The 14,041-nt window shown below is 67.3% G+C and carries 10 protein-coding genes; 5 read left to right on the top strand and 5 right to left on the bottom strand.

The window, feature by feature from the left end:
• The first annotated feature begins 152 nt into the window (after nt 1-152).
• Genes ACHL_RS11490 through metG form a run of 3 tightly spaced genes read left to right on the top strand, consistent with a single transcriptional unit; the run spans nt 153 to nt 5,294 of the window.
• Nucleotides 153-2,948, top strand: coding sequence for an ABC transporter permease (locus ACHL_RS11490; protein ID WP_015937454.1), 2,796 nt, complete (start codon nt 153-155; stop codon nt 2,946-2,948).
• The gene (locus ACHL_RS11485) at nt 2,945-3,700 is read left to right on the top strand and encodes an ABC transporter ATP-binding protein (protein WP_015937453.1); all 756 of its coding nucleotides are present in this window, start codon (nt 2,945-2,947) and stop codon (nt 3,698-3,700) included. The genes ACHL_RS11490 and ACHL_RS11485 overlap by 4 nt, the downstream gene beginning before the upstream one ends.
• Before the next feature lie 34 nt (nt 3,701-3,734).
• Nucleotides 3,735-5,294 carry a methionine--tRNA ligase gene (gene metG / locus ACHL_RS11480; protein ID WP_015937452.1) on the top strand — a complete coding sequence of 520 codons (1,560 nt, stop codon included), beginning with the start codon at nt 3,735-3,737 and terminating at the stop codon, nt 5,292-5,294.
• Nucleotides 5,295-5,386: 92 nt separating this feature from the next.
• Here the strand turns inward: metG and ACHL_RS11475 are convergent, their stop codons facing one another.
• The 4 genes from ACHL_RS11475 to ACHL_RS11460 all read right to left on the bottom strand — a co-directional run bounded on the left by ACHL_RS11475 (nt 5,387) and on the right by ACHL_RS11460 (nt 10,733).
• Entirely contained in the window at nt 5,387-7,927 is a 2,541-nt protein-coding gene (locus tag ACHL_RS11475; RefSeq protein ID WP_015937451.1) for an FtsX-like permease family protein, read from the bottom strand.
• A 2-nt stretch (nt 7,928-7,929) separates the two neighbouring features.
• The gene (locus ACHL_RS11470) at nt 7,930-8,706 is read right to left on the bottom strand and encodes an ABC transporter ATP-binding protein (RefSeq protein ID WP_015937450.1); all 777 of its coding nucleotides are present in this window, start codon (nt 8,704-8,706) and stop codon (nt 7,930-7,932) included.
• A 101-nt stretch (nt 8,707-8,807) separates the two neighbouring features.
• The gene (locus tag ACHL_RS11465) at nt 8,808-9,536 is read right to left on the bottom strand and encodes a response regulator (protein WP_015937449.1); all 729 of its coding nucleotides are present in this window, start codon (nt 9,534-9,536) and stop codon (nt 8,808-8,810) included.
• 3 nt (nt 9,537-9,539) lie between these two features.
• On the bottom strand, nt 9,540-10,733 hold the full coding sequence (locus ACHL_RS11460; protein WP_015937448.1) for a sensor histidine kinase: 1,194 nt from the start codon (nt 10,731-10,733) through the stop codon (nt 9,540-9,542).
• A gap of 153 nt (nt 10,734-10,886) precedes the next feature.
• On the opposite strand from ACHL_RS11460, the gene ACHL_RS11455 reads away from it, so the two are divergent.
• Nucleotides 10,887-11,939 (top strand): 3-isopropylmalate dehydrogenase, encoded by a 1,053-nt coding sequence (locus ACHL_RS11455; RefSeq protein WP_015937447.1) that lies wholly within the window; start codon nt 10,887-10,889, stop codon nt 11,937-11,939.
• A gap of 103 nt (nt 11,940-12,042) precedes the next feature.
• On the top strand, nt 12,043-13,155 hold the full coding sequence (locus ACHL_RS11450) for a branched-chain amino acid aminotransferase (protein ID WP_015937446.1): 1,113 nt from the start codon (nt 12,043-12,045) through the stop codon (nt 13,153-13,155).
• A gap of 184 nt (nt 13,156-13,339) precedes the next feature.
• Here the strand turns inward: ACHL_RS11450 and ACHL_RS11445 are convergent, their stop codons facing one another.
• Nucleotides 13,340-13,942 carry a hypothetical protein gene (locus tag ACHL_RS11445; protein ID WP_015937445.1) on the bottom strand — a complete coding sequence of 201 codons (603 nt, stop codon included), beginning with the start codon at nt 13,940-13,942 and terminating at the stop codon, nt 13,340-13,342.
• Nucleotides 13,943-14,041: the final 99 nt, after the last annotated feature.

The raw sequence follows: 14,041 nt of genomic DNA, 5'->3' as shown, positions 1-14,041 counted from the left end.
CCGGTCTGCTTAATATGGCCTGGTTCCGGTTCGGGACCGGTCCGGCAGGCCGGCCAATACTTTTTGCATATCCGGCCGTAATCGTCCATGTCCGCTGCCGCCACGTGGTCGACACGGGTGTGCGCCACGCAATCCAGGTTTCAGGGAGTTCAATGAACGCCGTCCAGAGGTTCATCAGGAGCAAAGTGCTGCTGTTGACCGCGGCCATCCTGATCGCAGCCATGTGCTTGTCGGTCCTCGTCCAAAGCCAGTCACAGGCTGCACTTAACAGGACAGTGGATGAAAATTCACGCGGCCTGTACGACGTGCTGGTCCAGGCCAAGGCTCCTTCCGGAGCCCTGCTGCAGCCCGAGATCGCCAACGGCACCGGCGGCATCAGCTTCGAGCAGCTGGATTCGATCCGGAAGCTCTCCGGAACCTCGGTGGCTGCGCCCATCAGCCTCGTGTCCCGCGTGACGCAGAACCTCGAAGCGCCCCGGCTGGATGCCATGGACTACCTCGGCTACAACGCCGGCCTCGCCGGTACGGCAACGGCTGACCAGGCCGCCGGGGCCACGTCCCCGGACCAGTGGCCCGCGGCGGAATCGGTCCTGAGCGACAAAGCCAAGAAGTACCGGCTGACCGCCAGCGCGGTGAGCTCGGACGGCGTTTCAGAACAGACACTGTTCAAGTCCACTGCCGAGGGAACCCTGGGCAAGGCCAAGCTCGTTGAAGAGAAGGCCGCCGGAGGCAGCAGCATCCGCATCGCCGCACCCGCCGGCGAAACCGGCATCAAGTTCCCCTCCCCGGCCGGCGGTTCCGAGCACAACCTGTTCAACCTCTCGGTCTCCCTGCCGCTCGCGCCCGAGGTGACGGAATCGGTAGTGGCCGTTGACCCCGCATCGGAGCGCGCCCTCCTCGGCAACGCCGGGGACTTCCTGGCCCCCCTCGAAAAAGCGCCGCCCGCCGACGCACGGAATGCCGGCGCCGTCGGCCGCTACCTCGAAGGCCTCTTCACCAACGGCATCGGCCTCGACGAACTCAAGGACGGGCCGGACTTCCTCGGCGTGAAGCTCAAGTACTGGGCTCCGCTGATGACCCAGTACCAGCAGGCCAAGCGCACCGGCCAGCTGACGTCCGACTCCCAGGCCATCCCCCTGGTGGTCCGTTCCGGTACCTCCCTTGACCTGAAGTACAACGTCAAGATTGAAGAAATCGACGAGTCCGGCAAGGTCGTCAACGAGGTGGGCACCGCCACCCGCTCCCTGGACAAGGACTACCTGCCGTTCGTCTCCAAGGATCCGTTCGCGCTGTCCTGGCCCGGCTCGACCGACCACACGTCGCTGCTGGGCGCCAATGGAAACTTCAACCAGGGCCTTTACACCCCCGCAAAATGGAGCACCGACTTCGCGGCAGCTCCGAAATACACCGATGCCGGCACGGCCGCCAACGGTGCCGTGGACAAGACCGCCGTTCCCGGTGAATGGGTAACCGTCAACCGCCTTCCCGAAAAGAGCGCCAACGGCGCCTCGGTGGACCAGACCCAGCGCGAGCCGGTGGACGAGCGCTCCTACCGGGACAACCTGTCCACCGGGCAGAAGCAGGCCTCGCCGCTGGCCATGGTGTACGGCACCTTCGACCCCGCAGCAGTGGCCGAGGCCTCCGGCGACGTCAACAAGCTGCCCCTGGGCGGCTACGACCCTACGCCGTTCACGATGGTCAAGGACGCCGAGGGCAAGGACGTTCCGGCCACGGAGCTTCAGCCCTCCCTCAGTGCCACCGGGCTGGCCAGCCAGTCCGCGGGCGCCATCACGGACTACTACGGCCTGGCCGCAGCCCGCGGCTACACCAACAACGCCAACGTCATCGACGCCATCCGGGTCCGGGCCAAGGCGCCTGGCAGCTGGAAGGAAGCACAGCCCGACGTCGAAAAGCTCGCCGCGGAGATCCGCGACATGGGACTGGAAGCCACCATCGTGGCTGGTTCAGCCCGTGAAGACGCCAGCATCTTCGTACCCGGCTACTCCAAGGACGACGCCGGCAAGGAATCGCCGCTGGGCACCGTCCAGCAGTCCTGGGTCCGGCAGAACGCCGCAGACGCCGTCACCGGATCGCTGTCCGGTACCAACGTCACCCTGCTCTTCCTGACCCTCTGCGGCGCAGCCCTGCTCACCGGGGCATCGACGGTCAGCTATATCCGTAAACGGCGCAGCGAGGCCGGAACCCTGCGTGCCATGGGCTGGACCCAGCGGAGGATCCGCAGCTGGGTGCTCGAGGAATTCGGGGTAGGTGCGGTCCTGCTGGCCGTGGCGGGCATCGCCTTGAGCCTCATCAGTTGGAGCCTGTCCACCGCGCTGGTGTGCGCCGCAGTCCTGGTGCTCTATGCAGCCGCGGCACTGTTTGCCGCCCAGCAGCTCAGGCACCGCGACGTCATCGACCAGGAACCGCAACACGACGAACGGCTGATCCCGGTGGACTCGCCGCTGACCTTCGCCAACCGCCAGCTGGGCACCAACAAGTTCAACACGCTGTCCCTGGCCGTGGCAGTGGGTGTCTTCGGCGCCGCCGTAGGCGGACTGATCGCACTGCTGATCGACATTCCCCGTGCAGCCGGCGCCAGCGCGCTCAGCGGACTTGCCGCAGCCAGCGTCGCGCTGCCCAGCATCCTGCTGGCCATCGCCGGCGTGGCCGTGGGACTCGTCCTCACCCTGGTCACGGGCAGGTTCGAACTGAACGCCAAGCGCCAGTACCTGGGCATCCTCGAGGCCATGGGCTGGAACCCTGACATGCTGCGTCAGGTCCGCCTGTTCGAAAACGCGCTGGTGGGAACCGTCGCCCTGCCCCTGGGCGTGCTGGGCGCCCTCGGCATCGGCCTCCTCCTGGCCCCCTACGCCGCGCTGTGGGCAGGCGTTGCCGGCCTCGTGGCAGTACTTTGCTGGATTCCAATTGCAACGAAAGTGGTCCAATGACAAACCCGACGAATGTCCAGCGGAGCCGCAGGGGCGGCGCCGGCGAGGTTCCCCTGCAGACCCGCGCCAACACCATCGTCAAGGCAGCTGACCACGCCACCCCGCTGGAGCTGAGTGACATCACCATCCGCTATGGCGGGGGCAAGGGCGGGGCCGAAGCCGTCAGCGTCGTGGAGGGTTTCGACCTGACGCTGCACGCGGGCGAGATGCACTGCGTCGCCGGCCGAAGCGGCTCGGGCAAGACCAGCATCCTCACGGTCGGCGCGGGTCTGACGCTGCCGACGTCGGGACGCGTCTTCTGGGAAGGCGATTCCCTGGAGAGCATGGGCGACGACGAAATCGCCGACCGCCGTCGCGCGCTGATCGGTTACGTGGACCAGGGCGGTGCCCTGATTGACGGCATGAGTGCCCTGGAGAACGTCCTCCTGCCTGCCGTTCCCGACGGCGAAGTGGACCAGCGCCGGGACATGGCCAAGGACCTCCTGGACCTGGTGGGCCTGGGCCGCCGCATGCGGCACCGTCCCGCGCAGCTGTCCGGCGGTGAGCGGCAGCGCGTCGCCATCGCCCGCGCCCTGATCCTGGGCACCCGCGTCCTGGTGGTGGATGAGCCCACGGCCAGCCTGGACCGTGCCTCTGCCAACCGCATCATCAGCATCCTCAAGGACACCACCTCGGACGGCATCGCCGTCCTGGTGGCGTCACACGACCATGAACTGGTCCGGCTGAGCGATAGCCTGACTGAACTGATCTAGCCCGTCCCTCCGCATCGAAGGTAACTGTCCGCACGTGACTGCTTCAGAGAAAACGCCGTTCTACATCACCACGGCCATCACCTACCCCAACGGCGTACCGCACATCGGCCACGCCTACGAGTACATCGCCACCGACGCCATGGCGCGCTTCAAGCGGCTGGACGGCTACGACGTGATGTTCCTGACGGGCACGGACGAGCACGGGATGAAGATCGCACAGACGGCCGAAAAGGAAGGCATCACTCCCAAGGAGCTGGTGGACCGGAACGCGGAAATCTACAAGGCGGCGCACGAGGCCCTCGGCATCACGTACGACCGCTTCATCCGCACCACGGACGAGGACCACTACGCGGCGTCGCAGGCCATCTGGAAGAAGATGGAAGCCAATGGCGACATCTACCTCGACAAGTACGAGGGCTGGTACTCCGTCCGGGACGAGGCGTTCTACGGCGAGGACGAGACCGTTGTGAAGGACGACGGCGTGCGGTACTCGAAGGAGACGGACACCGAGGTGACGTGGACGGCCGAGGAGAGCTACTTCTTCCGGCTGTCCGCCTACCAGGACAAGCTGCTGGCGCTCTATGAAGCCCAGCCTGAGTTCGGTGCCCCGCAGTCCCGGTTCAACGAAGTGATCAGCTTCGTCAAGCGCGGCCTGGAGGACCTGTCCATCAGCCGCACCACCTTCGACTGGGGCGTCCCGGTTCCGGGCAACAGCAACCACGTCATGTACGTGTGGGTGGATGCACTGACCAACTACCTCACCGGTGTGGGCTACCCGGACGTGGACTCGGAGAAGTTCCGCCGGTTCTGGCCGGCCGATGTCCACGTGATCGGCAAGGACATCTCCCGGTTCCACGCCATCTACTGGCCCGCCTTCCTCCTGAGCGCCGGCCTGGAACTCCCCAAGCGCGTCATGATCCACGGCTTCCTGCACAACAACGGTGTCAAGATGTCCAAGTCGCTGGGCAACGTCGTGGCACCGGCCGATTTCGTGGAGCAGTACGGCCTGGACCAGGTACGGTTCTTCTTCCTCCGCGAGGTGCCGTTCGGTGCTGACGGCAGCTACAACCACGAGGCCATTGTGGGCCGGATGAACTCGGACCTGGCCAACAACTTCGGCAACCTGGCGCAGCGTTCGCTGTCCATGGTGGCGAAGAACTGCGGGGGAGCAGTTCCCACGCCGGGCGCCTTCACGGACGCTGACACCGCCATCCTGGAACAGGCCGGCGGCCTGCTGGACAACGCGCGGGCTGCCTTCGACAAACAGGAATTCAGCCGCGCCCTCGAAGCCATCTGGGCGGTCCTTGGCGACACCAACGCCTACTTCGCTGAGCAGGCGCCCTGGGTGCTGCGGAAGACCGACGTCGAACGCATGAACACCGTCCTTTACGTCACCCTTGAGGTGCTGCGCATCGTGGCCATCCTGGCCCAGCCGGTGATGCCGGGTTCGACGGCGCGGCTGCTTGACGCCCTTGGCCAGCCGGAAGGGGACGCACGCCAGTTCGGCGCGGTGGCGACGCGCATCGCCGCCGGGACGCCGCTGCCTGCACCGGCGCCGGTGTTCCCCAAGTACGAGGATCCGGCAGAGGCGTAACCGGACGCCCCGAAAAACCAGATCCTGAAAAGGGCAGGAGCAGCGGAATCTCCGCGGCTCCTGCCCTTTCCTTCTAGTCCTGGTCTCTTTTGCTAGGCGGTGGCCAGTCCCTCCACCGGGGACAGGCGCGCCGCACGCCGGGCAGGAATCACCGAAGCCACCAGGCCGGCCACAACTGCCACCGCCAGCACGCCCGCCAGCTGCAGCCAGGGGACCACTGGCGTGACCGCGGCCAGGCTGCCCAGCGCCGAACGGGCGCCCAGCCAGCCGTACACCGTTCCCAGGGCTGAGCCGAGCAGCGCCGCGACGCCGGCCACCAGTGCGGCCTCCAGGGCAAGCATTCCGCGGAGCTGGCCACGGGTGAGGCCCAGTGCCCTCAGCAGGGAGTTCTCGCGCGTCCGCTCCAGCACGGACAGGGACAGCGTGTTGGCCACGCCAATCAGCGCGATCAGTACCGCGACCCCCAGGAGGCCGGTGACCACCAGCAACAACACGTCAATGACCTCGTTGAAGGTAACCCGCTCGATGGCTGCGCCGCTGACCGCTCCGCTGGCCACCCCCGTTGCCGTGGCAACGGCGGACTGGATGTCCTTGATGCGGTCCCCGGACAGCTGCCCGCCGCCGGGGGCGTCGGCCAGCCGGATCCAGACCGCAGCGCCCGACACCGCAGCATCCCGTTCTGCTACGCCGGCCCCGGCTGCACCGTGGGCGGGCCTGAACTGGGGGGCTGTCTCGCTGGAGACCAACGGTGGCATGTTCCGGGTCCGCAGGACCACTGCCTCCAGGGCCACAGGACCTGCAGTTCCGTCCACCTGCGCCGTACCGGCCTGCGATCCTTCGGGCAGGTAGATTTTGCCCGGCTCCAGGACCAGTGAAGCGTCACGCAACAGGTTCGCCGCCTCCGGCGGATCCAGCGAGTAAACGGGGCTCTCCAGGCCGTCGCTGCCGGTCCGTCCCACCACCGGCAGCAGGGCTGCCGCGGCCACGCCGTCAACCCGGGACACGGCTTCCCGCTGGGCGGAGGTGAGCGCCTGGCCCGTGGACCCGGCGCTGACGGCCATGTCCACCGGATAGGTTTCCGCGAGGGCATCATCGAATGCCTGGCGCGCAGTGGCCGCTCCGGTCATCATGAGGGCCACCAAAGTGACTCCGATCAGCAGGGCGGCAGCCGTCACCGAAGTCCTCGCAGGGTTGCGGACGGCGTTGAGCGCAGCCAGCTTTCCGGGGACGCCGGCGGGAGCGGCCAGCCGTCCCGCCAGACCCACCAGCCGGGGCACGAACAGCGTGGCGCACAGCAGCACCCCGATGAAGGAGAGTACGCCGCCGGCAAAGGCCACCACCAGCATCACGCCGGCCGCGCCAAAGGCCAGCAGCGGAACGCCCAGGGCGAGGGCAGCAAGGCCCATGACCAGCCTCACCCGGCCGCGCCGGTTCCCGATGCCTGCATCATCGGACGGGCGCAGGGCAGCGAGCGGGGCCACGGCCGTCGCCGCCCGGGCAGGAACCATGGCGGCGGCCACGGTCAGGACCGTGCCCACGGCCAGGCCCGCCACAATGGACGACGCCGGCACGGCCATGGTCGCGAAGGCCATGTCCGGCTGTGTCCCGGCCCAGCCGATCAGGGATGCCATCAGGCCAACGGCGGCGAGCACGCCGGCCGCAGAGGAGACCAGGCCTACCACCAGGGCTTCGGCCAGGACGGAATTGCGCACCTGCGTCCGGGCGGCGCCCAGGCACCGGAGAAGCGCGAGTTCCCGGGTGCGCTGGGCCACCAGCACCGCGAAGGTGTTGGAAACCACCAGGCCGGAAACCAGCAGGGCGATCCCGGCGAAAGCCAGCAGGACCACCGTCAGTTCGTCCTGGCCGCCGGTCATCAGGGCCACCTGGGCCGTGACCTGCTCGTCGGCTGTTTTGACCTGTGCTTCGGCTCCGGTGCCGGCAAGCGCTGCCAGCGCGCCCGCCCTGGCCGCGGCAATGTCGGTGCCTGGCGCCAGCGCGAGCTGGATGCTGGCATAGCCGTCTGCCGCGCCCGAGCCGGCGTCGGGTCCCTGGCCAGCCGCCGCCAGTGCACTGACCGCAGGAGTTCCGGCGAGCAGCTGCGGGAGCGCGGACGCGAACGGGTCATGGCTGCCGCGGAGGATCCCCGTGACCGTCATCGCCATGGTGGTGGCGCCGTCCGGAACCCTGAGCACCAGGGAGTCGCCGACGTGCAGCCCGTAGCGCCCGGCGGTGTCACTATCCACCGCGACGCCGTCGGCCCGCGAGGGCAGCGCACCATCGGCAACGGCTGCTGTTTCCAGGGCCTCGGGCGCCAGGTTGCGGGCCTGGGCGAAGATTTCCTGGCCGCCGGCCGTAAACTCCGTGTACGCCTGCAGGCGTCCGTAGGCTTCGCTGACGCCGGGTACCCCGCGGACCGCTGCCAGGGCCGCACCGTTAAAGGTTCCCCCATCCGGGGTGGCGATGAGCCCCGCCTTGCTGTAGGCCTCGCCGAGGCTGGCGCCCAGCGACGCCCTGGTGCTGGCGCCGACCATAAGAGTGGTGGACAGGAACGCCACCGACAGCATGACGGCCAGGCCGACGGCGATGAACCGCCGGCTGTGCGACTGGAATTGCGAGAGGGCAACGCGCAGCACGCTCAGCCTCCCAGCTTGCCGAGGGCGGCAAGGACGGACGCGGCGGTGGGTTCGGCGATCTCGCCCACCAGGTTGCCGTCACTCATCAGGACAACCCTGTCGGCGTAGCTGGCTGCCACGGGATCGTGGGTGACCATGATGATGGTCTGGCCCATTTCGCGGCTGCTGCGGCGCAGCAGTGCCAGGACTTCGCCGCCGGCTGTCGAATCAAGGTTGCCAGTGGGTTCGTCCCCGAAGACCACGTCCGGCCGGGTCAGCAGGGCCCGCGCCACGGCAACCCGCTGCTGCTGGCCGCCGGAGAGTTCATGTGGCCGGTGCCGGAGCCTGTCCTTGAGGCCCAGCGTGGACACCACGGTGTCGAACCAGGCGGTATCGGTGGCTTTGTTGGCCAAAGCCAGCGGCAACGTGATGTTCTGTTCCGCAGTGAGTGTGGGCACCAGGTTAAACGCCTGGAAGACAAACCCGATCCGGTCGCGGCGCAGCGCTGTGAGCTGCTTGTCGTTAAGTGCCGTGATGTCCGTACCGCCCACCAGGATTTGTCCGGAGTCCGCGGTGTCCAGGCCGGCCAGGCAGTGCATCAGGGTCGACTTGCCCGAGCCGGAGGGTCCCATGATTGCGGTGAAGCGGCCGGCGTCGAAGTTGACGCTGACCTCTCGCAGGGCACTCACGCGGGTGGCGCCGCGGCCGTAGTTCTTGGTGAGGGACACTGCCTGGACGGCGGGGGAGGAAGTGGCGTTATCCCTGTTCAAACCAGGGTGGGCATGCACGGAAGTTGTCATGGTTCCACGCTATGGGCCGGCACCCGGCCGGGGGATCGGCCGGGGGTCTGGTCCTGCCAAGGCCCGCCTCATACCGTGGTCTGAGCCCGGCACTTGGGGTGTCAGCCTCCGGGAGTGACCACTCCGGTCTCGTAAGCGATCACCACGGCCTGCACCCGGTCGCGGGCCCCCAGCTTGGCCAGGATATGCCCCACATGGGTTTTCACCGTCGCTTCGGACACGAACAGGCCTGCCGCAATCTCAGGATTGGACCGTCCCTGCGCAATAAGCTGGAACACCTCGCGCTCGCGGGTGGTGAGCCGCTGGACGGCCGCGTGGTGTTCCGGACGTTCATTGCCCTGGCTGCGCAGCAGTGGTGCCACATGGTCCAGGAGCCGCCGGGTGGTGGACGGGGCGATCACTGCGTCCCCGCGGTGGACGGTCCGGATGGCCTCCAGCAGTTCCTCCGGGGGAGCGTCCTTCAGCAAGAACCCACTGGCACCTGCCTGAATGGCTGCCAGTGCGTACTCGTCAAGGTCGAAGGTGGTCAGCACCACCACCCGGAGCTCTGCCCTGGCCGAACCGGCGGGAGCCGCCAACGCACTTTCCATCAGTCTCCGGGTGGCTTCTATCCCGTCCATCCCCGGCATCCGGACATCCATCAGGACCACGTCGGCCGCCACCGCACCGAGTGCCTGCAGCGCCTCAAGGCCGTTACCCGCTTCGACCACCACATCGAGGTCCGGCTGGGAGTTGATCAGCATCCCAAACCCCGACCTGACCAACTGCTGGTCATCCACCAGGGCAACCCTGATCCTGTCCGCAGGCGGGTGTTCTTCCAGGTGTGTCATTGCTCAGGCCTCTGTGTAGGGGAGGAAAGCCGAGACCAGGAAGCCCCCGCCCGCGGCCGGTCCGGCCTCCAACGAACCATCGTAGAGGCTGATCCGCTCCCGCATTCCGCGCAGGCCGTTGCCGCCGTGTTCCGCATTTTCGCCGGCGTAGTCAGCGGAGGCGCCCCGGCCGTCGTCGTACACCTCGATCTGCAGCCCCCGCTGCTGCCACCGGAGGGCGGCGCTGGCGCTGGCCCGGGGCCCGGCATGTTTGAGCACATTGGTGAGAGCCTCCTGGAGTACCCGGTAGGCGGTGAGTTCGGCACCCGGTGGAAGGCCCCGGCGCGGTGAGCCCTGCTGTTCAAAGTCCAGGGGAAGCCCTGCCGCCCGGAAACCGAGGAACAGCTCATCCACGTCTGACAGCCCGGGCAGTGGGCGGGTGGTGGCCCCGTCGCCGTGCCGCAGCACGCCCAGCAGGCGCCGCATTTCCGCCAGTGAGGTCCGCGCCGTGGCGGCGACGGTGGCCAGTGTTTCGGTGGCGACCGAAGGGTTGGTTGCCGCGGCGTACCTGGCGCCGTCGGACTGGGTGATGATCACGGACAGGGAGTGGGCCACGATGTCGTGCATTTCCCGGGCGATGTGGGCGCGTTCATCGGCGGCGGCCAGGGACCGTTCCTGCTGTTGTTCGATTTCGAGCCTGCGGGCGCGGTCCGACAGGGTCTGGAGTTGCTGGCGCCGCACCCGGGTAAGGTCGCCCAGGGTCCAGCTGAACAGGACCAGCATCCAGATCAGCACCGTATACACCGCGCTGATGGTCAGGCCAAGGACCCCGGTTTCGGCGGTGCTGCTCAGGTTGCGGCTGGTCAGGAGCACTCCGCCCAGCAGGCCGAGGCCGAGCACGGTGCGGCTGGCCCAGGCGGGACCGTAGGCGGCAACGGCGTAGATGATCAGCGGGACAGCCACCAGGCCCGCCAGGGGCTCCAGCCCGGCAGCCCACAGCGCCAGGCATGCGAGCACAATGGCTGCCGCCGCCCGGACCGGGCTGGTCCGCCGCCAGGCCAGTGGAATCACCAGTGCGCTGGACAGGAGGAAATGGCCTGGCCTGTCGGCGAGGAGATAGACCGGGCCGCAGAACAAAAGGACTGCGATCATGAGCGCCAGGTCCACCCGGAAGGTGTTAACCCGGAGCCACTGATAGAGCTTGTGCCGTCTTTCCACCCGGGAACTCTATGCTGTTGGGGGCGCTGCCGGCCTCATACCGGAGACTGATCTCCGCTTTCCGTGTCCCCACCAGTGGCATCCAGGGAGCCGCCGTGTCTGAATAGTGAGACAGGTTGACCAGCATATGGAAGCTTTGGCTACCCTGAAAGTATGAGCGCATCCTCCATTGACCTTGCAGTAATTCCCGGCGACGGCATCGGCCCCGAAGTCATCGCCGAGGCAGTCAAAGTACTGGAAAAGGCTGTTGCCGCGGAGGGAGTGGAGCTCAAGCAGACCCACTACAAGCTTGGCGCCGAGCACTGGCTTGCCACCGGGGAGACCCTGCCGGACGAGGTCCTGGCGGACCTGCGCACCCGCGATGCCATCCTGTTCGGCGCTGTCGGGGCAGCCCCCGGTGACACCCGCATCCCCTCCGGGATCATCGAGCGCGAGATGCTCCTGAAGCTGCGCTTCAGCCTCGACCACTACGTCAACCTGCGCCCGTCAAGGCTGTACGGAACCGTCGGCAGCCCCCTCGCCAACCCGGGCACCATTGATTTCATCGTGGTCCGGGAAGGAACCGAAGGCCCTTACGTGGGCAACGGCGGCAGCCTGCGCGCCGGCACCCCGCATGAGGTAGCCACCGAGGTGTCCCTGAACACCGCCCACGGCGTGGAGCGCGTGGTCCGCGATGCCTTCCGGCGCGCCAGCGCCCGTGAACGCAAGCACGTCACCCTGGTCCACAAGCACAACGTCCTGGTCTTCGCGGGGCACCTCTGGAAGCGCACCGTCGAGGCCGTGGCCCAGGAGTTCCCCGAGGTCACCCACGACTACCTGCACGTGGACGCCGCCACCATCTTCATGGTCACCGACCCGTCCCGCTTCGACGTCATTGTCACCGACAACCTTTTCGGTGACATCCTCACGGACCTGGCTGCCGCCATCACGGGCGGCATCGGGCTGGCCGCCAGCGGAAACATCAACATGGACCGGACTGCGCCTTCCATGTTCGAGCCCGTCCATGGTTCCGCGCCGGACATCGCCGGCCAGGGCAAGGCCGATCCGACGGCGGCCATCCTCTCCGCCGCACTTCTCCTGGACCACCTTGGCTATGCCGAAGCGGCCCGGAAGATCGAAGCGGCGGTAGTGGCCGACGTCGAAAAGCGCGACGGCACCGCCCGCAGCACCACCGCCGTCGGCGACGCCATAGCCGCCGGACTCTGACCCGCGCCGGAGCCACCGGCATCGGGCGTAAGCTTGTCTCGAATTACCAAATGCCGCCACCTTCGTTCAGCGCTGAACCCCGGCGGCCGATCGTGGAGGAACCATGACCCAGACTGCCCATGGCGTCGAATTCAGCCTGCAGCCTTCGGCGAACCCGAAGACTGCAGAACAGCGTGAAGCCATCCTGGCGAACCCGGGATTCGGCAACTACTTCACCGACCACACTGCCGTCGTCGACTACAGCGTCGACGCGGATGGCAATGGCGGCTGGCACGACCCCCGGGTCGAAGCCTACGGACCCATCGTCCTGGATCCTTCTGCGGCCGTCTTCCATTACGGCCAGGAGATCTTTGAAGGGCTCAAGGCCTACCGCCACGCCGACGGCTCCGTCTGGACATTCCGTCCGGAGGCCAACGCGGCCCGGCTGAACAAGTCCGCACGCCGGCTGGCCCTGCCTGAACTGCCGGTGGAGTACTTCCTCGGCGCCATCCGGGAGCTTGTGGCCGCGGACAAGGACTGGGTGCCCAACGGTGACGGTGAGGCCCTCTACTTGCGGCCGTTCATGATCGCCACCGAGGCCTTCCTCGGCGTCCGCGCCGCACGCGAGGTCTCCTTCCGGGTCATCGCGTCGCCTGCCGGCAACTACTTCGGCGGCGAGCTCAAGCCGGTCTCCATCTGGATTTCACGCGAATACGCCCGTGCAGGGCGGGGCGGAACGGGCGATGCGAAGTGCGGCGGCAACTACGCCGCGTCCCTGATCGCCCAGCAGGAAGCGGAAGCCAACGGCTGCAAGCAGGTTCTCTTCCTCGACCACTTCAACGACGACGCCGTGGAAGAACTCGGCGGCATGAACGTCTTCTTCGTCATGAAGGACGGTTCCCTGGTCACGCCCGCCCTGACCGGCACCATCCTCGAAGGCGTCACCAGGATGTCCGTCATGCAGGTGGCCAAGGACATGGGCCGGGACGTCACCGAGCGCAAGATCACCCTCGATGAATGGCGCGACGGCGTTGCCTCCGGCGAAATCACGGAGGTCTTTGCCTGCGGTACCGCGGCCGTCATCACCCCCATCGGGGTCCTCAAGGACGCCACCGAATTCATCGGCTCGGAGGACGCCAAGGCCGGCGAAACCACCATGGCCATCCGCGAGCAGCTGCTGGGCATCCAGACCGGCACCGTTCCGGACACCCACGGATGGCTGACCCGCCTCGCCTAAGCTGGCCAACGGCTCGATAACGCACGACGGCGCCTGCCGGACTTCGGTCCAGACAGGCGCCGTCTGCGGTTAACCCCGGCGCCGGTCCCGGGCTTGTTCGCGCATCCGAACCGTGGAGGTCGGGTTTCGCGAAGAAGCTTCGGAACGGTGCGCGCTGGGGTGATTAAAGGGCGTACGACGGCGGTCAGCGCCGGGCTGCCTTTCGGGCGGCATTCTTCAGGGCTTTGCGGGACACCGGCTTCAGGGCCTTCCGGGCAGCCTCTTCAGCCAGAGCGTGCTGGCGCCGGGCGTCGATGATGTCGTTGAACAGCGATGAGGCAAACACCCCGCCGTCCTGCGCGTACACCTCGTAGGGATAGCCCTCGAAGGCGGCGGGGAGCGTACCGGCGCTGTAGGGTTCCCTTCCCGTGGCCTTGGCGGCCGCGTCCCCCAGCGCCCAGCTACGGGTCAGGTGCCCGGTGAGGTTTTCACCGGCGAAAGCTGCGGCATCACCCGACACAGCGGCACGCTTCAGGAGTTCCTCGAGTTCGCCGGCCAGGATCCCGGCCGCCTGAGCGTCTGCTGTGTCCGCTGTATCCAAGGTGGCGAGTTCCGCTCCGGCCGCGTCCACTGCTTCACTCCAGTCGGCCGTCCCGCGGAACGTCTTCCACGTGGGAAACCAGACCACGGTGCCTGCCGCGTGGTTGTGGATGTGCAGGAGCCCGGTGCTCTTCTCCGTCGATGAGTGGTCGTGGTTGTCCGCTTCAGCGTTGGCGATGAGCTCTGCAATGGTGGGTGCGCTGGTCATGGATGTATCCGGCTTCCTGGTGGTGGGTGGGGCGTCATTTGTGGTCAACCCACGCGGGTGTTCGATCTATTCCAGCCAGTGATCCGGCGCCGGTGATCG

The sequence above is a fragment of the Pseudarthrobacter chlorophenolicus A6 genome, from assembly GCF_000022025.1.
Classification (GTDB): domain Bacteria; phylum Actinomycetota; class Actinomycetes; order Actinomycetales; family Micrococcaceae; genus Arthrobacter; species Arthrobacter chlorophenolicus.
The sequence above is the reverse complement of the archived record's forward strand: the minus strand, read 5'-3'. Positions and strand labels throughout refer to the sequence as shown.